The organism is Rathayibacter sp. VKM Ac-2856 (genome assembly GCF_013205055.1).
In the GTDB taxonomy this organism is placed as follows: domain Bacteria; phylum Actinomycetota; class Actinomycetes; order Actinomycetales; family Microbacteriaceae; genus Rathayibacter.
Genome location: NZ_JABMLF010000003.1, coordinates 251,400 through 272,374 on the forward strand (window position 1 = coordinate 251,400; position 20,975 = coordinate 272,374).

Below are 20,975 nucleotides of genomic sequence, written 5' to 3' on the forward strand. Positions count from 1 at the left end.
GCGCGCGTCCCCCTGTCGGTCGACCCGCCGATGCGCAGGACGCCCCCGAGTCCTAGCGCCGTCCGGGGAGAGCGCGGTCACGACGCCGCCGGATCTCCCCTCCCGTGAGCCGCTCCTCTCCCGAGGAGCACGGCCCGCGCCCGGCCCCGCGCCGATCCAGCACCACCCAGCCCCCGCACCACCCAGCCCTGCACCACCCAGCCCTGCACTACCGCCTCAGTCAGCATCCGCCGGAGGAAGAGCCCGAAAGCTCCCCGGACGGAGAAGGGTCGCCATGTCTCAGTTCCTGTTCGTCTGCTCCGGTGGAGGGCATCTGAAGCAGCTGTTCACGCTGTCCTCCCGCTTCGGGATCGATCCCGCCGATCAGCACTGGGTCACCTTCGACAACGGCCTCAGCCGCTCCCTGCTCGAGGGCCGCCGGGTCACCTTCAGCCGCTTCGCCGCCCCGCGCGACGCCCGCCCGATCGCGCAGAACGCGATGATCGCGCACCGCATCCTGGCGAAGGGCGACTACTCCGCCGTCTTCAGCACCGGCTCCAGCCCCGCCGTGTCGTTCATGCCCGAGGCCTCGATGCGCGGCATCGAGTGCCACTACGTCGAGAGCGCCGCGCGCGCCGACGGGCCCTCGATCACCGGCAAGATCATGGCGCGCCTGCCCGGCGTCAACACCTACACGCAGTACCCGGTCTGGGCGGACGAGCGCTGGCTGTTCGGCGGCTCGATCTTCGACGCCTACACGACCGGTCCGGACCGGCCCGTCTCCGCGATCCGCCGCGCGGTCATCTCCGTCGGCACCCAGGACCTCTACCCGTTCGACCGCCTGATCGCCGCGTCCGTGCCGCTGCTGAAGGACGCCGAGGTGCTCTGGCAGACCGGTCTCGCCGACGTCTCGCCCTACGGCATCGAGGGCCGCGCTAGCGTCCCGCACCACGAGCTCCAGGAGGCCGTGAAGGAGGCGGACGTCGTCATCGCCCACGCGGGCACCGGCGCCGCCATCACCGCCATCGAGGCCGGCAAGGTACCGATCCTGGTGCCGCGCCTCGTCGCGCGCGGCGAGCACATCGACGACCACCAGATCCAGATCGCCCGCGAGCTCGACCAGCGCGGCCTGGCCATCGCCGCGTCGCCCGAGGAGCTGACGGAGGAGCTGCTGCTGCGCGCCGCGAGCCGGACCGCCGCCCTCGCGCCGGCCGTGCCGCCGTTCCGCTTCAGCCCGTCGCGCGCGCGCTCCGCTCGCCGCTCCTCGTCGCCCTCGACCGTCCCGTCGTGGCGCGCCGAGCGCGGCGACTCCCGCGCCGAGGCCGTCTGACGCCTCGCGGCGCCGCGCCTCCGCGCGGCCGGGGGACCTCCGGCACGCGGAACCCACTCCGGCACGTCGAAAGTGCCTTCTTCCGCGAGCCGGACGTCATTTCACGAGCCGAACCTGCACACCCGCACCTCCGGCACGCAGAAACCACTCCGGCACGCTGAAAACACCCCCTTCCACGAGCCGGACTCGATTCCACGAGCCGGACTCGATTCCACGAGCCGAACCTGCACGCCTCGACCTCCGGCACGCGATGACCGCTTCCGCACGCTGAAAGCACCGCATTCCACGAGCCGGAGGTGGTTTCACGAGCCGAACAAGCACACCCGGATCTTCGGCACGCGAAAAGCACTCCGGCACGCTGAAATCGCCCCACTCCACGAGCCGGACGTCATTTCACGAGCCGAACCTGCACACCCGGACCTCCGGCACGCAGAAACCACTCCGGCACGCTGAAAGCACCACATTCCACGAGCCGGAGGTGGTTTCACGAGCCGAACATGCATGCCCGGAGCTCCGGCACGCAGAAACCACTCCGGCACGCTGAAAACACCACATTCCGCGAGCCGGACGTCATTTCACGAGCCGGACGCGATTTCGCGAGCCGAACATGCACGTGCGGAGCTTCGGCACGTGAAAACCGCTCCGGCACGCTGAAAACACCACATTCCGCGAGCCGGACGCGATTCCGCGAGCCGAACATGCACGTGCGGATCTCCGGCACGCGAAAACCGCTCCGGCACGCTAGACACTTCTGATTCCGCGAGCCGGACGCGATTCCGCGAGCCGAACATGCACGTGCGGATCTCCGGCACGCGGAAACCACTTCGGCACGCTGAAAGCACCGCTTTCCGCGAGCCGGACGCGATTCCACGAGCCGAGGATGCGCGCGCCGGGCCTCGGCTCCGCGGCGCCGCACGCCCCCGGCACGCCGAGAGGGCGGAGGAGCCGCAGCTCCCCCGCCCTCAGGGTCGGTCCTCAGCGCCCGCAGGCGCCCGCTCAGCGCGTCAGGAGGCGTTGGCGAGCAGTGCCGTCCAGGCGATGTCCGCGAGCTTCGCCTGGCCCGCCAGGGACGGGTGGAAGTGGTCGACGTCGGAGATGTCGTCGGAGGTGACGTCGAAGTCGTGCAGCGCGCCCTGGTCGTAGACGCAGTTCGCGGTCGCCCCGCAGACGTCGGCCAGGACGTCGTTGTAGGCGTCGATCGTCGTCGAGACGTTGTCGCGGCGGGCCTGCGACTCCGCGTCGTCGGAGGTGGGCTGGTAGAGCAGCGAGTTGCAGTTGGAGCTGCCGGCCCAGCGCGAGACGGCCTCGGCGTCGGTCCGCTCGGTCTCGAAGAAGTCGAGCAGGTTCGGCACGGAGGAGACGAAGATCGTCGCCTCCGGAGCGCCGGTGGAGAGCGTCGAGAGCGCGGTCGTGACATTGGTGCGGAAGGCGTCCGGCGTGGTGATGTCGGCGCTGTTCTTGCGGCAGACGTCGTTCGCGCCGATCAGGATCGTGACGAGGTCGGGGGCGGCGGCGACCGCCTTCTCGGCCTGGCCGGGCAGCTCGGCCGAGGTCGCGCCCTTGGAGGCGACGTTCTCGATCTCGGGCACGGCGCCGACGGACTCGCCGGCGCGGCGGGCGACCGAGTCGACCGTCTCGTCCTCGCCGGTGGTCCACGACGCGCTGGGGCAGGGCTTGTTCTGCCCGCAGGCGGCCACGCCGACCGAGATCGAGTCGCCCATCGCGGCGATCGAGCCGGCCGCGAAGGGCAGCTCGCCCGAGGCGGCGGGCTCGGTCGTCTCGGCGGGCGTCGGGGCGGAGGTGCAGCCGGCCAGCAGCGCGGCGGCCACGGCCACGACGGCGAGGACGCCGGCGCGACGGGAGCGGGTGGTGCGGGTCATGCTGCGCCTCCATCGGCGGCCGGGGTGGTCGGGGACGCCGGCGACGCGGGCGCCGCCGGGCCCTTGGGCTTGGGCTTCCGGACCTGCTTCACGAACGCCAGGATCTGGTTCATGTCGCGGCGGTAGGCGGGGATCGCCATCGCGAGCGCCAGCGGCACCAGCGAGGCGAGACCGCCGACGATCAGGTGCAGGATCGCGGGCAGGTCGGTGTACGCGCCGACGGCCCAGGCAGCGCCGAACATGAACGGCACGACGAGCGCGGGGCGCAGGACCGGCACGATGACATCGGAGCCGCGGACGAAGGTGCCGCGGATCGCCAGCCAGAAGCCGGGCACCAGCAGCGCCAGGGTGGTGAGGCCGTAGAGGAGCGCGAGACCCTCGACGCCGTTCCACCACAGGCCCACGAAGAACGAGCCGATGACGAGCGGGCGGGTGACCACGTAGTAGACGAGCTGGCGGTGCACGCGGCCGAGCGAGATGTAGATCCAGCCCTGCACGTTGCCGATGCCCTGCGCGATGCCCGCGATGGACAGCAGCGACAGGATCGTCGCGGACGAGGACCACTGCGAGCCGAGCAGCAGCTCGACCAGGGGCCCGGCCAGCGCGGCGAGCACGCCGAAGGTCGGCAGGGTGAGGTAGCCGATCACGAGCAGCGCGCCGCGGACGTAGCGGCGGTAGCGCTCGCCGTCGTCCTGGAGCGAGGAGAGCACCGGCAGCGCGACGCGGCCGAGCGGGCCGTTCAGCTGCTGCAGCGGGAGCAGGAAGAGCGAGTAGGCCCGCGTGTACTGACCGAGCACGCCGGTGCCGAGCTGCGCGCCGATCAGCACGTTGTCGACGTTGCGGGCGAAGTAGTTGAGCAGCTGGACGCCGAAGATGCTTCCGCCGGTGGTGACCAGCGGGATGACCTCGCGCGAGATCTGCGGGCGGCCGAAGGTGGGGCGGGCGGCGACCCAGAGCGCGATGAAGCGGTAGATCAGCGCGCCGCCCTGCAGCACGACGAGCGACCAGACGCCCCAGCCGAGGAAGGCCGCGATGATCGAGCCGATGACGCCGACGAGCATCGAGATCACGTCGATCTGGGCCATCAGGCCGAACTTCATCTCCTTCTGCACGCGAGCCTGGAGCGGCATGCAGAGGCTGTTGATGAGGAGCGTCGGCGCGACCGCGAGGGTGAGGACGACGAGCGCCTGCTCGTTGTAGATGCCGGCGATGAGCCAGGCGGAGGCGCCGATCACGATCGTGCCGACCACGCCGAGCGCGACCGACAGCCAGAGCACCGACCGCCAGACGGTCTCGCTCATCTTCTTGGCCTGGATGATCGCGCCGGTCAGGCCGAAGTCGCGCACGAGATCCGCGACGCCGACGATCGCGGTGACCGCTGCGAGCAGGCCGAAGTCGCTCGGCGAGAGCAGGCGCGCCAGCACGATCGTCGAGATCAGCTGGATCGCGGTCTTGCCCCACAGGCCGCCGAGGGTCTGGATGACCCCGCGGCTGGCCTTGTGGCCGAGGTCGGAGCCGGCGCGCTTGGGCGGCAGGTTCGGCCCGTCCCCCACGGTCGGCGACTGCGCGATCGCGTCGGTCGCCAGGGTCTCGGTGGTGTGGGCGGTGTCGTCGATCGCCGCCTCGATCTGGGCGTCGGTCGCCGAAGCGCCGTGACGGGCGGAGGAGCCGCCCGCGGGGGTCGACCCCGTCACGCGCGCGTCGTCTCGTCGCGGTTCCATTCGGGTACGCCTCCTCGAGCGATGATCGACCGCGCCTCGAGGCGGGGTCGCAGATAGCCGTAGCAGTAGATCGGGAAGGCCAGCCACAGGGAGGGCCGGCGCAGGACGCGCTTCAGCAGCGCGACCGGGCCGCCGCCGCCGGGGCCGGACTGCTCGGGCACGAGACCGGACGCCGCGAGCTGGGCGTTGCCGATCGCGATGCGGACGGTGCGCTTGATCTGGTTGCGCATCCGGCGCGGGGCCTTCACGGAGAAGGACCGGCCGGGGAGCGTCAGCCGCTCCTCGGGGGTGAAGAGCTGCTGGACGAAGCGGTCGTCGGCGATGATCTCGGGGAAGGCGCCGAAGCGGCTCCGCCCCTCGGCCGAGAGGCCGTAGATCCCGGAGCCGACGAGGCCAGGGGCCCGGTAGTCGGAGAGCTCCCAGATCGAGTAGTGGGCGCGGACGGGCCAGGAGGCCCCGCGGGTGTCGACGCGGAACTCCGGCGCGGCGGCGAGCGGTCCGCCGGGGCGGGCCAGCTCGTCGCCGAGCGCCAGGAGCGTCTCGGCCGACACCGACACGTCGGCGTCCACGTAGATCCGCGGGAGCACCGTGGCGATCTCGTCGGCCGCGTTGAGGCCGGCGATCTTCGACGCCCGGGGCGTCTCCGCCACCAGGATCCGCGGATCGACGGCCCGGGCCACGGCCGCGGTGTCGTCGGTGCAGCCGTTCGCGCCGACCACGATCTCGAGCCGGCCCTCCGGGTCCCCGTCCACGAGGGCGCGGAGGAGCCGGGCGATCACCGCCCCCTCGTCGTGCGCGGGGATGACGACGCTGACGCGGGCGCTCACGACTCGATCGGAGCCGGCTTGCGGACGACGTGAGCGCCGACGTGCGAGCCGAGGGCGGGCTGACCCACCGGGATGTGCGGACCGCCGCGGGTGAACGCGGAGACGTGCCCCGCCTCCTCCGGCGACAGACGTCGACGGGTCGACTTCCGCGGCGCCTCCGTGAGCACCCAGGCCCCGACGGCCAGGAGGATCCAGAAGAGCATGAAGGCCTGGAAGAAACCGAAGGCGTCGTAGAAGTACGCGGCGACCGTGTAGCCGAGCAGCAGGATCGCGATCGCGAACGCGAGGCTCGCGTACTGCGGGGTCGTCGTGCTCTTGAACGAGTAGCGCAGCAGCATCACGATCGGCACCAGGAACAGCACGGCCAGGCCGATGACGCCCACGGCGCCGCCGTCGAGCAGCGTGCCCAGCCACTGGTTGTCGAGGATGAACGCGTTCTTGTCCTCGCCGACCACGATGCGGCTGCCGACTCCGGTGCCGAAGAAGGGGTGCTCGCGCACGATCGCCATCGCCGGCTCGAGGTCGGCCAGACGGCCCGCGCCCGCCATGCCCGCGGAGGTGTACTGCGAGGCGATGAGGGCGTCGGGGTCGAGGAACGAGCCGATCATGTCCGTGAGGATCTTCGGGATCAGCACGAAGCCGAGACCGAGGACCGGGATCATGCCGAGCAGCAGGTAGCCGCCGATCTTCGGCCGCAGGATCAGCGTGAGCAGGAACATCACGCCGAGGGTGACGATCGCCGTGCGGGAGACCGCGGTGACGACGCCGAGCAGCAGCGCGAGGATCGTGCCGTAGTAGATGATCCGGCGGTTGATCTCGTTGAAGGGCCAGCGGGCGTACTTCGAGAGGTAGATCGCGATCGGGATCATCATGGTGAACATGACGGCCAGGGCGATCGGGTGCTGCGACGAGCCGAACGAGCGGTAGCCGCCCGCGCGGTAGGCCTCCTGCTCGGCGCCGAGGCGCTCGAGCGGCAGGAACTTGTCGAGCATCGTGAAGATGTTCTGCTGCGTCGCGCGCTCGATGACGGCGAAGAAGGCGACGACCACGGCCGACCAGACCAGGAAGGTCAGGAAGGCCTCGATCAGCTTCTCGTTGCGCATCACGAGCCGGGCCACGAAGAAGACCGACAGCATCAGCAGGTCGTTGACGATCGCGCCGGCGACCCCGCTGCCGAGGTTGCCCTCGGAGATGAACTGCACGTTCGCCGCGATCGAGAGCAGGCTCGAGGCGACCCAGATGCCGATCGGCCAGCCGAACGCGGCCGGGCGCCAGACGAAGACCGGGTCGATCATCAGCGCGACGATGGCCGCGACGACCATCAGCACGATGACGAGCCGGTACGGCTCCAGGGCGAATCCGAGCGGGATCGGCAGGGCGTAGTACCGGACCGGGATGAACATGATCACGCCGAGCAGGACGATGAACGCCCCGGTCCAGTTGAAGACGAGCTTGCGCGTCAGGTACAGGAACGAGATCCCGAAGAGGATCGCCCCCGCGTACAGCGGATTGAGGTAGTAGACCGCTGCGACGGCGACGGCCGCGAGCAGGACGGTCGCCAGGACGGCGCGGACCGTGAAGGTCCGGCGGACGAGGATCTCACCCGCGTAGGGGTCGTCGTTCCCGGGGACCCCGAGTGGGGTCCCCTTCAGAGTCTGCGTGCTCATCTGCTGCGACCGCCTCAGGTGGCGCTGCGCTTCCCGGAGGAGGCCAGCTCACCCGACCCGGCGGTGTTCTCGGGGGCGGTGCCGAGGGCGGCGGGGCGCCGGCCGTCCTCGGACGCGGTGCCGGTCAGGGCCGGGCCGCGCCGGAAGGACTCGCCGCGGCGCTGGCTGCCGCGGTTGGCGGTGACGCGCTCCCGCGAGATGCGGATGTTGTAGAGGATGAAGGCGAGCGCGATGAAGGCGAGGAAGACGCCGAGACCGGTGATCGCGATCGGGATGATCGGGTTCGACCCCTCCTGCTCGACAGCGGCGCCCTGGTCGGTGACCTGGAGGGTGACGCGGAGCTCGGGGGCGACGCCCTGGGCGTCCTGCTGGGCGGTGATGTAGCCCTGGAAGATCTGGGTCGCGGTCTGCGAGATCAGGACGGCGCGGGCCGGGTCGGTCGACTCGCCGACGATCGAGAGGATCGGGAGGCTGAAGCGGCCCGGGTTCTGCTCGGTGCCGGCCGGCTGCGTGGTGCGGCGGACGGCGGAGAGGGCCTCGGTGTCGGCGAATCCGCCGATGGCCTGCTCGACCTGCGCGCGGATCTCGGAGCCGCTGACGATGTACGCGTAGATGACCGCGGTGTTCGTCAGGTCGTTCTGCTGGGCCTCGGAGGTGCCCTCCTGCAGCGCCTGGCCGGGCTCGACCGCCTGGAGCGGGTTCCGGGAGCCTCCGCCGAGCAGGATCGTGGTGTCGGAGCGGTAGGCCGACTCGGCGCGCGAGACGACCTCACCGTCCTTGACGGTGTATCCGGCGACCATGGCGGCCAGGACGGCGACGACGAGGCCGACCGCGAGGAGCCATTTGTAGCTCCAGAGCACTCGAAGGTAAAGGGGGACGGACATCTCGGTCTCGACTTCCAGACGGCGAGGTGTGGGACCTCGGGGACGCGCCGCATGCTCGGAGGTTGCACTGCTGCTGCAATCGATGGAGCAACGCCTCCGTCCATCACGGCGGTGATGGCGGAACGGGTTATTGCGGCTGTCGAGGTCTGGGACGACGCAAGCCTGGTGCGAAGGGCGGTTTCGGAGCGGTGCAGGTGCGGCGTTCGCACCGGCCTTCGGGCATGCCTCGAAGGGGCCGGAACGAGCACAGAACCGGGACCCCACTGAGTGCGGTGCCCCGACACACTCATTGTGACCATAACCCACGGCATGCGGATGCCGGAAGTATTGCGGCTGTGTTAAGTCTGCGGGAGCGACGACTCGCCGAGCCGGGAGTGGACTTGCGTTCCTCTCAGGTGGTCGAGGATGGTGGCTAAAGTTCATTCCTGAGCGCGCCGCCCTCACGACAGGAGACGCATGGATGATGAGCACCAGTGCTCCACCACTGCCGCAGACCCACCCGACCGCCGACACACCGAGCACGACAGCACCGACCGAGACCTCGACGCTCCTCTGACGAGCGTCCCGTCCGTCGCGCCCGCTGACGCACGGCCGTCCGCCGGGGCGCCCCTGTCGATCCTCTACTCGTTCCCGCACGGCATCGGCTCGCCGGGCATCGGCTGGACCGCGCTGCACCAGGTCCGCTCCCTCGTCGCCGCCGGCCACCGCGTCACCGTCGTCGCTGCCTCGATCACGGAGCAGCTCGGCCCGGTCGCTCGCGCCGTGACCACCCTCACCGTCGGCGGGGTCCGCCTGCCGCACCGCCTCTTCGGCCGCAGCCGCTCCATCGCTCACCACGACCGCGTCACCGCGCGGATCCTGGCCGAGGGCGACTACGACGTCGTGCACGGCTGGCCGTGGGGCTCGGCCCGCACCTTCGACGAGGCCGCCCGCCAGGGCGTGCCCTCGGTGCGCGAGGCCCCGAACACCCACACCGCGCACGCCTTCGAGGTCGTCGCGGAGGAGTACGAGCGCCTGGGCATCACGCCGCCCCCCGGCTCCCCCCACACCTACAACGCGGTGCGCCTGCGCCGCGAGGAGCGCGAGTGGGCCGCGGCGACCGCGATCCTCGTGCCGTCCGCCTCGGTCGAGAGCACCTTCCTCGAGAAGGGCTTCTCGCCGCGCAAGCTCCTGCGCCACCGCTACGGCGCCGAGGTCGACACGACCCGCTCGTTCGACCCGGACCCGCGCGACGAGCCCGACCACGTCTTCACCGCGGTCTTCGTCGGTCGGATCGAGCCGCGCAAGGGCCTGCTCTACGCGCTGCAGGCCTGGCAGGAGTCGACGGCCAGCACCACCGGCCGCTTCCGCGTCTACGGCGACTTCACCCCGGGCTACCGGGAGCGCCTCGCCGGACTTCTCGAGCAGCCGAGCGTCGAGCTGTGCGGCTTCACGGGCGATGTCGCCGGGGTGTTCGCGAACGCGGACGTGCTGATCCTGCCGACCATCGAGGAGGGCAGCGCCCTGGTCACCTCGGAGGCGCAGGCCGCCGGCTGCGTGCCGCTGGTCTCCTCCGCCGCCGGGGCGAACCTCGAGGACGGCGTGCAGGGGCTAGTGCACGAGCCGCGCGACGTGGAGACGCTCACCGCGCACCTCGATCTGGTCTCCTCCGACCGCGCCCTGCTCGCGCGCCTGCGCCGCGCCGCCCTGGACAACCGCGACAACCTGACCTGGGAGCGCGCGAGCGTCGACCTCGTGGCCGCGTACCGCGCCGCGATGGTGCTCGTCCGCGAGGACCGCGACGCCGCCGCCGCCGACCGCTCCGACGACCGACCCGCCGACCGCTCCGCCTCCGACGACCGCTCCGACCAGCCGAGGACGCCGTGACCGCTCCCGCCCCGACATCCGGGGCCCTGGCCCCCCGCGACGTCTCGATCATCCTGTGCACGCGCGAGCGGCCCGACATGCTGCGGGAGGCCCTCGCGTCGATCGCGGCGGGCACCGACCCCGCGGTCGAGGTGATCGTCGTCGACTCCGCGTCGACCGACGCCCGCACCCGCGAGGTCGCTCTCGCGGCGGGCACCCGCTACGTGCGCACCGACACCAAGGGCCTCTCGATCGCCCGCAACATCGGGCTCGACGCGAGCGACCGGCGGATCGTCGTCTACACGGACGACGACTGCGCGCCGACGCCGGGCTGGATCGAGGCGCTGCTGCGGGCGTTCGAGGACGAGCACGTCACCGTGGCGACCGGGCGGATGCTCGACCACACCCTCGTCGACACCGACGTGGCGCCGACCGACCGCATCGTCTACCGCAGCGCCGTCCGCGGGCTCGACGCCGGCCACGGCGCGGTGATGGCCTTCCGCCGCGACGTCCTGCAGACCCTCGGCGCCTTCGACGACACCCTCGGGGCGGGCCGCTACCTGGCCGGCGCCGAGGACCTCGACATCTTCTGCCGCGCCCTCGCCGCGGGCGGCACCGCGGTCTTCGTGCCCGACAGCGTCGTCCTGCACGTCAACACCCGCAACCCCGTCGCGTATCGGCGCCTGATGCGCGGCTACGGCCTCGGCCTCGGCGCGCTCGTGGGCAAGTGGTGGCGCCTGTCGCCGAAGGTCGGCGCCCGCCTGACCGCGACCCTCGCCGTGCGCAGCGGCCGGCGCCTGGTGCGCTCGGCGAAGCGGCGCGGCCGCGGCGCGCGCGACGAGCTCGCGATGGTCGAGGGCATCCTGCGCGGCTACCTCCGCTCGCGCCACCTCCGTCTCTCCGGCTCGACGTTCGTCGACGAGTACCCGCCGACGCCGATCCGGCTGCAGACCGGCCCCACGTCTGCAGGCCCCGCGTCGGCCGGCTCGGCGCCCGCCGGCACCCCGAGCTGACCGCTCCCCTCCTCCGCCTCCGACCAGGGAGCACCGCCATGACCCGACACCCTCGCCGTACCGGGCGACCGCACGCCGAGCCGCTGCGCACCCTCGACGAGAAGTTCGTCTCGAACGCCGTCGTCTACGAGGTCGCCCGGCCCACCGGCTCGATGATCATCGACGGCACCCCGTTCCGCCGCGCGGACGGCTCGCTCGACCGCGACCTCGTGTACTCCGCCTGGGAGGCGTTCATCCGCACCTCCCCGTCGGTGCGGCAGCGGCTAGCCCGCGCGCCGCTCGGGCTGTTCACGCCGTCCTGGGTGTCGGTCGACGAGATCGACGTCCGCGACCACGTGCGCTTCCACCCGGGCGTCGTCGAGTGGGACCCGCGCCACGTCGAGCTGCTCACCGGCGCCTTCAACGGGCCGATGGATCCGAAGGGGCCGCTCTGGGACATCCTCGTGATCGAGCTCTCGACCGGGCAGCTCGGCTTCGCGGTGCGGATCCACCACGCGCTGGGCGACGGCATGTTCGGCCTCGTGCTGATCCAGGCGTTCACCTCGGGCGAGCCCATCGAGTTCCCGGCGTACACCCGCCGGCCGCTGCGCTTCCCCGACGACCCGCGGCCGCCGCGCGGACCGATCTCGCTCACGCTCGCCGCCCGGCGGCAGATCGCGTCGACGCACGCGTCGCTCGCCGACGAGTGGACCGAGTGGAAGCGCAAGCCGCTGAAGAAGCGGATCACCCGCGTCGGCGGGCGCAACATCCGCTCCGCCCGCGACTGGTGGATCCGCCGCTCGGGACTGCTCGAGCGCAGCATCAAGCCGCGCGACGCCGCGATCCTCACCGTCGACCTCAAGACCGCGAAGTCGGCGGCCCGCGCGGCCGGCGGCTCGGTCGCCGACCTGACCGTCGCGCTCGCGCTGCACGCCTTCGCCGCGCTGCACCCGGAGCGCCAGGAGATCGCCACCCTCGTCCCCGTGTCGCCGCGCCGGGAGAAGAACGAGGTCAAGCGCAACCACGTGTCGATGGTGCGCGTCGCCGTGCCGGTGGCGCTCGGTCTCGCGGAGACGGTGGCGGCGGTGCGCGAGCAGGTGCAGCGCGCCGTCGAGACCGGCGAGAGCGGGATCACCCGCGGGCAGAAGGACTGGCAGGGCTACGCGTCCTACCTCCCCGTCTTCCTCCGCCCGCGCTGGTTCGGCGGCGCCGAGCTCGCCTCGATGACGCTCTGGCCGGTGACCGAGCCGGACGACGAGGCCGCGGTGTTCGCGAGCTCCTTCACGAAGCGCCTCGACATCGCGATCTCGGTGCGCTCGGACCTCGACGCCGACCGCTTCATCGACTCCGTCGCCGCCTCGCTGACCGAGATCGGCGCCCCGGTGATCGATCCGCTCGCGGAGGCCGAGGACGACGCGCCGGCGGACGCCACGGCTTCGAACGACGCGGCCCCGACCGACACGACCGCGGCCGACACCCCCACTGACACGACCCCGAACGGAGCCGGCCGATGAGCCAGGGCGGCGGACCGCTGCGCACCCTCACCAAGGTGCGCACGTACCTGCAGGCCGTGCGCCTGCTGCACTTCCACGCGTACAGCCACGCGGACCAGGTGCCGCGGCTCACCCGCGGGGCCGACGTCTCGTTCGCGCCGAACGTGTCGTTCCGGAACGCCGAGCGGATCACGCTCGGCGCCGGCACCCACATCGGCGAGAACTCGCTCCTCTGGGCGGGCAACAGCACCGGCCGGATCACCCTCGGCGCGAAGTGCCTGCTGGCGCCGAACGTCACGATCACCGCCTCGAACTACGGCATCGTCCAGGGCACGCCCGTGATGGACCAGCCGAAGATCGAGAAGGACATCGTGATCGGCCGCGACGTCTGGCTCGGCGCCAACGTCGTCGTCGTCGCGGGCGTCACCATCGGCGACGGCGCGATCGTCGGAGCGGGCGCGGTGGTCACGAAGGACCTGCCGGCGAACTGCATCGCCGGCGGCGTCCCCGCCAAGGTGATCGGGCAGCGACCGGAGGCCGATCGTGCCTGAGGCCGTCGACACCAGCCTCGCGATCGTCGTCGTCAGCTACAACACCCGGGAGAAGACGCTGGCCTGCCTCGCGTCCATCCCGCTCGGCGACGCCCCGACTCCCCCGCACGTCATCGTGGTCGACAACGGCTCCGAGGACGGCAGTGCGGAGGCGATCCGCGCCGCGCACCCCGAGGCGACCGTCATCGAGGCGGGCGACAACCTCGGCTTCGCCCGCGGCGTGAACCGCGGCGTCGCGGCTGCGACCGAGCGCTTCGTGCTGCTGCTCAACCCCGACACGCTCGTGCTCGAGGGCTCCTTCCGCGCGCTGATCGAGTTCGCCGTCGCGAACCCGCGCTACGGCGTCTACGGCGGGCGCACCCTCCGGCCCGATGGCTCCGTCGACCCCTCGTCCTGCTGGGGCGCGCCGAGCCTGTGGTCGCTGCTGACCTACGCGACCATGCTCTCCACCGCCTTCCGCGGCAACCCGCTGCTCGACCCGGAGTCGCTCGGCCGCTGGCAGCGCGACAGCGTGCGCGAGGTGCCGATCATCACCGGCTGCCTGCTGCTGATGCCGCGCGACGAGTACGAGCGGGTCGGCCGGCTCGACGAGCGCTTCTTCCTCTACGGCGAGGACGCGGAGTTCTCGATCCGCGCGCGCCGTGCCGGCCTTCGCCCCGTGATCGTCCCGACCGCCGTGATCGTGCACGACGTCGGCGCCTCCACCCGCGACGCCGCCACCGCGGGCAACTCCGGTCGCAAGATGTGCATGGTGATGGCGGGCAAGGCCACGATGATCCGCCTCGCGTGGCAGCCGCTGCCCGCCCGGATCGGCATCGCGCTGCTCCAGGCCGGCGCGCTCGTGCGCTCCCTGCTCGAGACCGCGACGCGCCGCAAGCGCCGCGCCTGGACCGAGGTCTGGCAGCGCCGCGCCGACTGGCGGGTGGGCTACCCCGAGGCCGAGCGCACGCTGTTCGGCCGGGTGCCCGGCACCGGCGCCTCGACGGAGGCGGCCCGATGATCGCCGGCGGGACCCGCACCCTCCGCGGCCGCCTGCGCACGCGCCTGCGCGGGCTGCTCTCCTCCGAGGACGCGCGGAGCCGCCGCCTGCGGGTCGAGGCCGAGCCGGCCTTCCGCACCCGCTACGCGAACCCCTACAACGCACGGCTCTACACGGCGATGACCGCCGAGGGCGTGCTCGTGCGCGACCTCTCCTGGCTCCGCCTGCTGGTCGCGAAGGTCGACGTCGTGCACCTGCACTGGCCGGACCTGACCTTCCTCAGCGGGGTCCGCCGCTACCGGATCGTCGCGCGGCTGGTCTTCTTCTTCGCGTTCCTGCGCGTCGCCCGCCTCCGCGGGACGCGCCTGATCTGGACCGCGCACAACGTCACCTCGCACGAGGAGCGCGGCACCGCGTTCCTGCGCAACTGGTACCGGCGCCTGCTGACCGAGAACCTCGACGCGATCGTCTGCCTCTCCGAGGACGGCGTGACCGCGATGCGGCGCTCCTACCCCGAGCTCGCGGCGGTGCCGGCCTACGTGACACCGCACGGGCACTACCGGCACGACTACGACTTCTCGGCGACCCGCGCCGAGGCGCGCGCGGAGCTCGGTCTGGACCCGGAGGCGCGGCTCGTCGTGTCGGTCGGGCAGATCCGGCCCTACAAGAACGTGCCGACGCTGATCGAGCGCTTCCGCGAGCGGGAGGACGACGGCACGCTGCTCGCGGTCGCCGGCAACCCGGCCCGCGGTCCGCTGCGCGGCGTGATCGAGGAGGCGGCGGCCGGCGACGAGCGGATCCGGCTCGAGCTGTCCTTCCTCAGCGACGAGCGGATGGCGCTCTGGCTGCGGGCGAGCGACCTGGTCGTGCTGCCCTACTCGGCGATCCAGAACTCCGGATCGGCGATCCTCGCGGTCTCGGCCGACCGGCCGGTGCTGGTGCCGGATCTCGGCGCGATGCACGAGCTGGCCGCGCTGGTCGGCTCGGACTGGGTGCGGCTCTACGACGGCGCCTTCGACACCGCCGCCCTCGACGACGCGCTGGCCTGGCTGGACGAGCGCGCGGTCGACGCCGACGCCTCCGCCGACCTCTCGGCGCTCGAGTGGGACGCGATCGCCCGCGCGACCATCGACGTGTACCGCCGCGTGCTGCGGGCGCCGCGGCCGCGCTGAGCGCGGTCGCCCGTCGAGCAGCCCGCCGCGCGGGCCCACCCATGCTGATCGAGTAGCCCGCACCGCGGGCCCACCATGCTGATCGAGTAGCCCGCACCGCGGACCTATCGAGATCCGCCGCCGACAGCAGCAGTCTCTGCAGGAGTGGGTCTCGATACGCCCCTGCGGGGCTACTCGACCAGCATGGTCGGCCGCCGCAGCGGGCGGTCCACGCTGATCGAGTGGCCCGCGGAGCGGGCGCATCGAGATCCCGCGCACTGAGAAATCACGAAGAGTAGTGCATCCGAAACCTGGGACCGCTACCTTGGGCTCCTGATCCCCCTTGCTCTTCTCCGCCGGTCGTTCCCAGCGTCCGGCAGTCGTCGGCCACTGCTGCCCGGCGAGCCCCCGGTTCCCCGCCCCGCCCGCCGCACAGAAACACAGGACCTTCGTGATCCCTCGCTCCACCTCGACGCGCCGCCCCGCCGGTCGTCTGCGCCGCTTCCTCGCGGCCTCCGCCGCCGCCGCGGTCGTCACCGCCGGTCTCGTCGGAGCCTCGGCGCTCCCGGCGCAGGCCGCCGCGACCGTCCAGTCCGCGTCCGCGCAGACCGGTGCCGGCCGCTACGTCGTCACCGTCGACTCGAAGGCCGTGTCGACGACGCTCGCGAGCGCCCTCGGCCTCTCGCTCGATCAGTCCTACGGCGGAGGCGTCTCCGGCTTCACCGCCACCCTGACCGCCCGTCAGTACGCGATCCTCGCCGCTGACAGCCGCGTGCTCGGCCTCTCGCCCGCCGACCAGGTGGTCGAGGGCCAGGCGCAGACCATGCCCTCGCACGTCCTGACCGCGGAGGCCGACAAGGCCCCGGTCACCGCCGGCGACGGCGTCACCAACTGGAACGGGCCCGCCGTCGCGGTCATCGACTCCGGCGTGAGCGCCCACCCCGACTACACCCTGGCCAAGCAGGTCAACTGCTTCGGCTCCGGCACCGCTGAGGACGCGAACGGCCACGGCACGGGCGTCTCCGGCTACATGGCCGCGCTCGACAACGGCTCCGGCACCGTCGGCATCGCCCCCGGCGCCCCGGTCTACTCGGTCCGCGCGCTCGACGCGAACAACAAGGGCACCATCTCGACGCTGATGTGCGCGCTCGACTGGGTGTCGCAGAACGCCGCGACCTACAACATCAAGGTCGTCAACATGTCGCTCGCCACGAACGGCGTCGACGACAACAACTGCGGTCGCACCAACGGCGACACCATCCACCAGGCCGTCTGCGACCTCGTCGCGAAGGGCGTGACCGTGGTCTCGGCCGCCGGCAACTCCTCCGCCGACCTGTCGAAGTACATCCCGGCCGCCTACGACGAGGTCCTCGCCGTCACGAACTTCGCGAACTACGACGGCAAGCCGGGCTCGCTCGCGGCCGTCCCGTGCTCGAACGTGACCACCAAGGACGACAACTACACGCTGAACAGCAACTTCGCCAGCGCCGCTGACGCCGGTCACACGATCGCCGCGCCCGGCACCTGCCCCTACACGACCAAGAAGGGCAACACCTACGCGTACATCCAGACCGGCACCAGCATGTCGACGGCCGCCGCCTCCGGTGTCGTCCTCGACTGCCTCGCGGCCGGCGGATCCTGCGTGGGCAAGACCCCCGCGCAGGTCATCGCCCAGGTGATCGCCCAGGCCAAGTCGGCCACCGTCGACCGCGGCCGCAGCTTCGCCGGCGACCCGACCCGTCCGGTCTCCGGCCGCTACTACGGCTACGGCGTGAGCACGATCCCGGCCGGGACCGTCGTCACCCCGACGCCCACCGCGACTCCGACCGCGACTCCGACGGCCACGCCGACCGCGACCGCGACTCCGACCGCCACGCCGACGGCCACCGCGACTCCGACCGCCACGCCGACTCCGACCGCGACGCCCACGGCGACCGCGACCCCGAAGCCGACCGCGACGCCCACCGCGACCGCGACGCCCACCCCGACGCCGACCTCCGGCGCCGACATCACGAAGCCCCAGGCCAAGATCGTCTCGCCCGCCAGCCAGACGACCGTGACCGGCACCGTGACGCTCGTCGCCAGCGCGAGCGACAACGTCGGCGTCTCGAGCGTCGCCTTCTGGTCGGGCTCGACCAAGCTCGGCGACGGCGTCAAGCAGGCCGACGGCACCTTCGCCCTCACCGCGAACAGCCGCAACTGGCCGAACGCGACCTACGTCGTGGTCGCCAAGGCCACCGACGCCGCGGGCAACGTGGGCACCAGCGCCTCGATCACCCTGGTGATCAAGAACTGACCCACCCCGCCTGAAAGGCCCGGCCCCTCCTCGGAGGAGCCGGGCCTTTCGCGTTCTCGCCGCACGTCCGGCTCGTGGAATCGGGCCGGGCTCGCCGGAATCGTCCGATTCCACGAGCCGGACCGCTGTCCACGAGCCGGAGCTCGCTGAGAGCGACGGAGGCCTTTCCACGGTGCGGGCGCCGCGTCAAGGGCGGGTGCTGCGGCGGCGCGGTCCGTAGCGTCGGAGGCGCGCGGCCGACCTCCGGCGGCGCGGAGAGGCAGTCATGAGCGACACCGAGCAGAACGGCCCCGTCATGGACGGCGCCGAGGACGCGAGCAACGACGACAAGCTGAGCGGCCTGATCGAGCAGGTCGACCACGACCACGGCGACGAGGGCGCGGGCGCCATGGCCGACGCGCTCCGCGACCGCGCCGACGAGACCGACACCGAGATCACCTCCTCGGACGAGACCGAGACCCGCACCGAGACCGAGTAGCGCCCCGCCCCCGCCGGTCGGGCGGCTCGCGCTGCGGGCAGCCCGACCGGCAGCATCCGTGCAGCATCGCGCCCCCGTGCCGCAGCTCGGAGTCCCTCCCTCCCTGCTGGTCGAGCAGCCCCCAGCGCGTATCGAGACCCACCGCCGCCCCAGCATGCTGGTCGAGCAGCCCGCAGAACGCACCGAGACCCACCGCCGCCCCATGCTGGTCGAGTAGCCCGCAGGGCGTATCGAGACCCACCGCCGCCCCAGCATGCTGGTCGAGCAGCCCGCAGAACGCACCGAGACCCACCGCCGCCCCATGCTGGTCGAGTAGCCCGCAGGGCGTATCGAGACCCACCGCCGCTCCATGCTGGTCGAGTAGCCCGCAGGGCGTATCGAGACCCACCGTTCGACGGTCTCCGCCCGAACGCTCGTCAGCAGTCCTGCCGCACAGCCGAGCAGGTCCAGGCTGGTCGCACCGCCCCCGACCCAGGAGTCCCCCCATGACCGCACCCCGCCGCGCCCTGATCCTCGTCGACGTCCAGCAGGAGTACTTCGCCGGACCGCTCGAGATCCGCTACCCGCCGCTCGCGACCTCACTGCCCGCCGTCACCGCCGCGCTCGACGCCGCGACCGCCGCCGGCCTGCCCGTCGCCGTCTTCCAGCACAGCAGCGGCGAGGGAGCGCCCGTCTTCGCGCCGGGCACCCCCGGCTTCGCGCTGCACCCCGAGATCGAGCGCCGCCGCCGGGACGACTGGCGATCGATCACCAAGCAGTACGGCACGGTCTTCGCCGGCACCGACCTCCTCGCCTGGCTGCGCGAGCACGACGTCGACACGATCACCCTGGTCGGCTACATGACCAACAACTGCATCCTCGCCTCCGCCGCCGAGGCCGAGACGCACGGACTGAGCGCCGAGGTGCTCTCCGACGCGACGGGCGCCATCGCGATCTCGAACGCGGCCGGCTCCGTCGACGCCGAGACCGTGCACACCACCCTGCTCGCCCTGCTGAACTCCAACTTCGCCGCCGTCGCCTCCACCGCGGCGTGGACCGAGGCCCTCGCGTCCGGCGAGGCCCTCCCGCAGAGCGACCTCGGCAGCTCGGCCGTCGCCGGCGCCGCGCTCCCGCCGCGCTGACCCCGACCGGCCGTTCCCGCCCTCGTCAGCGCTCCGGCGGCGGCGGGAACGGGCGGGTCGAGCGGGGCGCCGCCGGGGGCAGGGCCGCGCGGGCGCGGTGCAGGGAGACGGCGGTGAGGAGCACGCGGGTGCGGGCCGGCGAGGCGTCGAGCGGGCCGATCAGGGCCTCGATGCGAGCGAGGCGGTCGTAGAGCGTCTGCCGCCCGATGCCGAGGGCGGCCGCGGTGGCGGTCTTGCCGCCCCAGTGCGACGCGAAGGCCTCCAGGGTGGCGAGCAGCTCCGGGCGGCCGTGGCGGAGCGGTCCGAGCACCTCCTCGACGAGGGCGTCGGCCTCCGCGTCGTCGCGCAGGGTGCTGGCGAAGCGCTCGAGCCGGTGCAGCCGCGCGTCGACGACGCCGCTCGCGACGCGGGTCCACTCCCGCACCCCGCGCACCTCCGCCAGCTCGCGCGGCACCCGCGCGCAGGCGTCCGCTCCGCTGCCCACGCAGACCAGCGCGGCCGTCCCGGCCCCGGACGGCCACTCGCCGAGCAGCAGCCCGCGCGCCCGCTCCCGGGCGGCCGCGTCCGGGAAGGCCAGGAGGGCCAGCAGCTCGCCGCCCGCGACGCAGACGACGCTCTCCGCGGCGGCGGGCGCGGGGCCCCGGGCCGGGCCCGCAGGCGCGGCGACCGCGAGCGCCGAGCGGACCGAGCGGAGGGTGCGCTCGTCGTCGCCGACGTCCGCCCAGACGCCGAGGAAGCACTCCCGGTCCTCCACCCCGAGCCGCCCGAGCAGCGCGTCGATCTGCAGCTCGGCGCTCGGGTCGGGGCGCACCGCCGGCGCGGTGGCGACCGCGAAGAGCTGCGCGGCGAGCCGCTCGCGACTGGTCGGCGGCCGGCGCCGGAGCAGCGCGATCGCGAGCACGTCCGGCGCGCGGTCGAGCGCGACGGCCACGGCGTGCAGATCGGCCTCGTCGTGGGCGCGGAGGAAGAGCGTGCCGAGCAGCGAGTCGCCGGCCCGCAGCACCCCGGAGGAGGATCCGGCGGTGCGGCTCGTGTCGACACCGCGGCCGGGATCGGCGCGCACGATCTCCTCGCCGGCGGGCGAGACGAGCGCGGCGGTGGCACCGGTCGCGCTCGCGACGACCTGCAGCAGCTCGTCGATCCCGGCGTCCGACGCCGCCGCCTCGCCGAGAAGTCCGGACAATCTGTCCGCCACCCGCAGGCTCCGGAACTTCTGCTCGGTGAGCCGGGTGTTGATGCTCTCGCAGACCTGCACGAACGGCACGCGGTGCGGCAGCGCGAGCACCGCGAGCCCGTGCTCGTCCGCGGCCGCGACGAGCGGCGCGGGCACGCTCGGCAGGCGATCGGACAGCTCGACGGCGAGCGCCCCGATCCCCGCCTTGACCAGGGACTCCACGTAGCGGCGGCACTCCTGCGGATCCTGGTCCGAATGGAGGTTCACCCCCTCCATCAGCAGCAGCTCGCCTCCGAGCAGGAGTGGCGCGACGTCGAGCTGCTCGCTCGCGTGGGCCCACCGGATCGGCACCCTGCCGGCGGTCGCGCCTCCCGCCACGATGACCGGCCGGGCGGCCGCGAGCAGCGGGTCCAGGAGCGCCTCGGACAGCGGGATCACCATGCAGAACGTCCTCTCGCGTCACCGCGAATTTACACGGCGCAACGGTCGCCGAAACGGCGTGCCGGGAGGGTGGAGCCCGACGCCGAGCCCGGTCCCCGCTCGTCCAGGCGCCGCTCGACCACGCCCCGCTCGCGCACGGCTCCGCTCCACCTCGCCCCGCCCGCGC

16 protein-coding genes are annotated in these 20,975 nt (G+C 72.6%); 10 read left to right on the plus strand and 6 right to left on the minus strand.

Annotated elements, in window-relative coordinates; all coding sequences use genetic code 11:
- Positions 1 to 274 precede the first annotated feature (274 nt).
- Positions 275 to 1,309 (plus strand): glycosyltransferase, encoded by a 1,035-nt coding sequence (locus tag HQQ82_RS11760; RefSeq protein ID WP_173233363.1) that lies wholly within the window; start codon positions 275 to 277, stop codon positions 1,307 to 1,309.
- A gap of 1,004 nt (positions 1,310 to 2,313) precedes the next feature.
- Here the strand turns inward: HQQ82_RS11760 and HQQ82_RS11765 are convergent.
- From HQQ82_RS11765 to HQQ82_RS11785, 5 genes are read right to left on the minus strand one after another with little or no spacing between them, the layout of a single operon-like run.
- The gene (locus HQQ82_RS11765; protein ID WP_173233365.1) at positions 2,314 to 3,189 is read right to left on the minus strand and encodes a GDSL-type esterase/lipase family protein; all 876 of its coding nucleotides are present in this window, start codon (positions 3,187 to 3,189) and stop codon (positions 2,314 to 2,316) included.
- Positions 3,186 to 4,910: a lipopolysaccharide biosynthesis protein gene (locus tag HQQ82_RS11770; protein ID WP_173233367.1), complete on the minus strand. Its 1,725-nt coding sequence runs from the start codon at positions 4,908 to 4,910 to the stop codon at positions 3,186 to 3,188. Before HQQ82_RS11770 ends, HQQ82_RS11765 begins: the two co-directional genes overlap by 4 nt.
- Positions 4,880 to 5,737, minus strand: a complete 858-nt coding sequence (locus tag HQQ82_RS11775) for a glycosyltransferase (protein ID WP_173233368.1) — start codon at positions 5,735 to 5,737, stop codon at positions 4,880 to 4,882. Before HQQ82_RS11775 ends, HQQ82_RS11770 begins: the two co-directional genes overlap by 31 nt.
- Positions 5,734 to 7,404, minus strand: coding sequence for an O-antigen ligase (locus tag HQQ82_RS11780; protein WP_173233370.1), 1,671 nt, complete (start codon positions 7,402 to 7,404; stop codon positions 5,734 to 5,736). Before HQQ82_RS11780 ends, HQQ82_RS11775 begins: the two co-directional genes overlap by 4 nt.
- A gap of 14 nt (positions 7,405 to 7,418) precedes the next feature.
- Complete coding sequence (locus HQQ82_RS11785) at positions 7,419 to 8,288, minus strand: hypothetical protein (protein ID WP_173233372.1); 870 nt, start codon at positions 8,286 to 8,288, stop codon at positions 7,419 to 7,421.
- A 456-nt stretch (positions 8,289 to 8,744) separates the two neighbouring features.
- Here HQQ82_RS11785 and HQQ82_RS11790 point away from each other — a divergent pair, with 456 nt between their 5' ends.
- The 9 genes from HQQ82_RS11790 to HQQ82_RS11830 all read left to right on the plus strand — a co-directional run bounded on the left by HQQ82_RS11790 (position 8,745) and on the right by HQQ82_RS11830 (position 19,194).
- The gene (locus tag HQQ82_RS11790; RefSeq protein WP_173233374.1) at positions 8,745 to 10,154 is read left to right on the plus strand and encodes a glycosyltransferase family 4 protein; all 1,410 of its coding nucleotides are present in this window, start codon (positions 8,745 to 8,747) and stop codon (positions 10,152 to 10,154) included.
- A complete protein-coding gene (locus HQQ82_RS11795; protein WP_173233376.1) occupies positions 10,151 to 11,146 on the plus strand; it encodes a glycosyltransferase family A protein in 996 nt (331 codons plus the stop codon). Before HQQ82_RS11790 ends, HQQ82_RS11795 begins: the two co-directional genes overlap by 4 nt.
- Before the next feature lie 38 nt (positions 11,147 to 11,184).
- A complete protein-coding gene (locus tag HQQ82_RS11800) occupies positions 11,185 to 12,639 on the plus strand; it encodes a wax ester/triacylglycerol synthase domain-containing protein (protein WP_173233378.1) in 1,455 nt (484 codons plus the stop codon).
- Positions 12,636 to 13,169 (plus strand): DapH/DapD/GlmU-related protein, encoded by a 534-nt coding sequence (locus HQQ82_RS11805; RefSeq protein WP_123705671.1) that lies wholly within the window; start codon positions 12,636 to 12,638, stop codon positions 13,167 to 13,169. Before HQQ82_RS11800 ends, HQQ82_RS11805 begins: the two co-directional genes overlap by 4 nt.
- Entirely contained in the window at positions 13,162 to 14,169 is a 1,008-nt protein-coding gene (locus HQQ82_RS11810; RefSeq protein ID WP_173233379.1) for a glycosyltransferase family 2 protein, read from the plus strand. The genes HQQ82_RS11805 and HQQ82_RS11810 overlap by 8 nt, the downstream gene beginning before the upstream one ends.
- Complete coding sequence (locus HQQ82_RS11815) at positions 14,166 to 15,320, plus strand: glycosyltransferase family 4 protein (RefSeq protein WP_173233381.1); 1,155 nt, start codon at positions 14,166 to 14,168, stop codon at positions 15,318 to 15,320. The genes HQQ82_RS11810 and HQQ82_RS11815 overlap by 4 nt, the downstream gene beginning before the upstream one ends.
- A gap of 430 nt (positions 15,321 to 15,750) precedes the next feature.
- Complete coding sequence (locus HQQ82_RS20615) at positions 15,751 to 17,595, plus strand: S8 family serine peptidase (protein ID WP_173233383.1); 1,845 nt, start codon at positions 15,751 to 15,753, stop codon at positions 17,593 to 17,595.
- A 265-nt stretch (positions 17,596 to 17,860) separates the two neighbouring features.
- A complete protein-coding gene (locus HQQ82_RS11825; RefSeq protein WP_173233385.1) occupies positions 17,861 to 18,073 on the plus strand; it encodes a hypothetical protein in 213 nt (70 codons plus the stop codon).
- Positions 18,074 to 18,558: 485 nt separating this feature from the next.
- Entirely contained in the window at positions 18,559 to 19,194 is a 636-nt protein-coding gene (locus HQQ82_RS11830) for an isochorismatase family protein (protein WP_173233387.1), read from the plus strand.
- A 25-nt stretch (positions 19,195 to 19,219) separates the two neighbouring features.
- On the opposite strand, the gene HQQ82_RS11835 is transcribed toward HQQ82_RS11830, so the two are convergent.
- The gene (locus HQQ82_RS11835; protein WP_173233388.1) at positions 19,220 to 20,809 is read right to left on the minus strand and encodes a PucR family transcriptional regulator; all 1,590 of its coding nucleotides are present in this window, start codon (positions 20,807 to 20,809) and stop codon (positions 19,220 to 19,222) included.
- Positions 20,810 to 20,975: the final 166 nt, after the last annotated feature.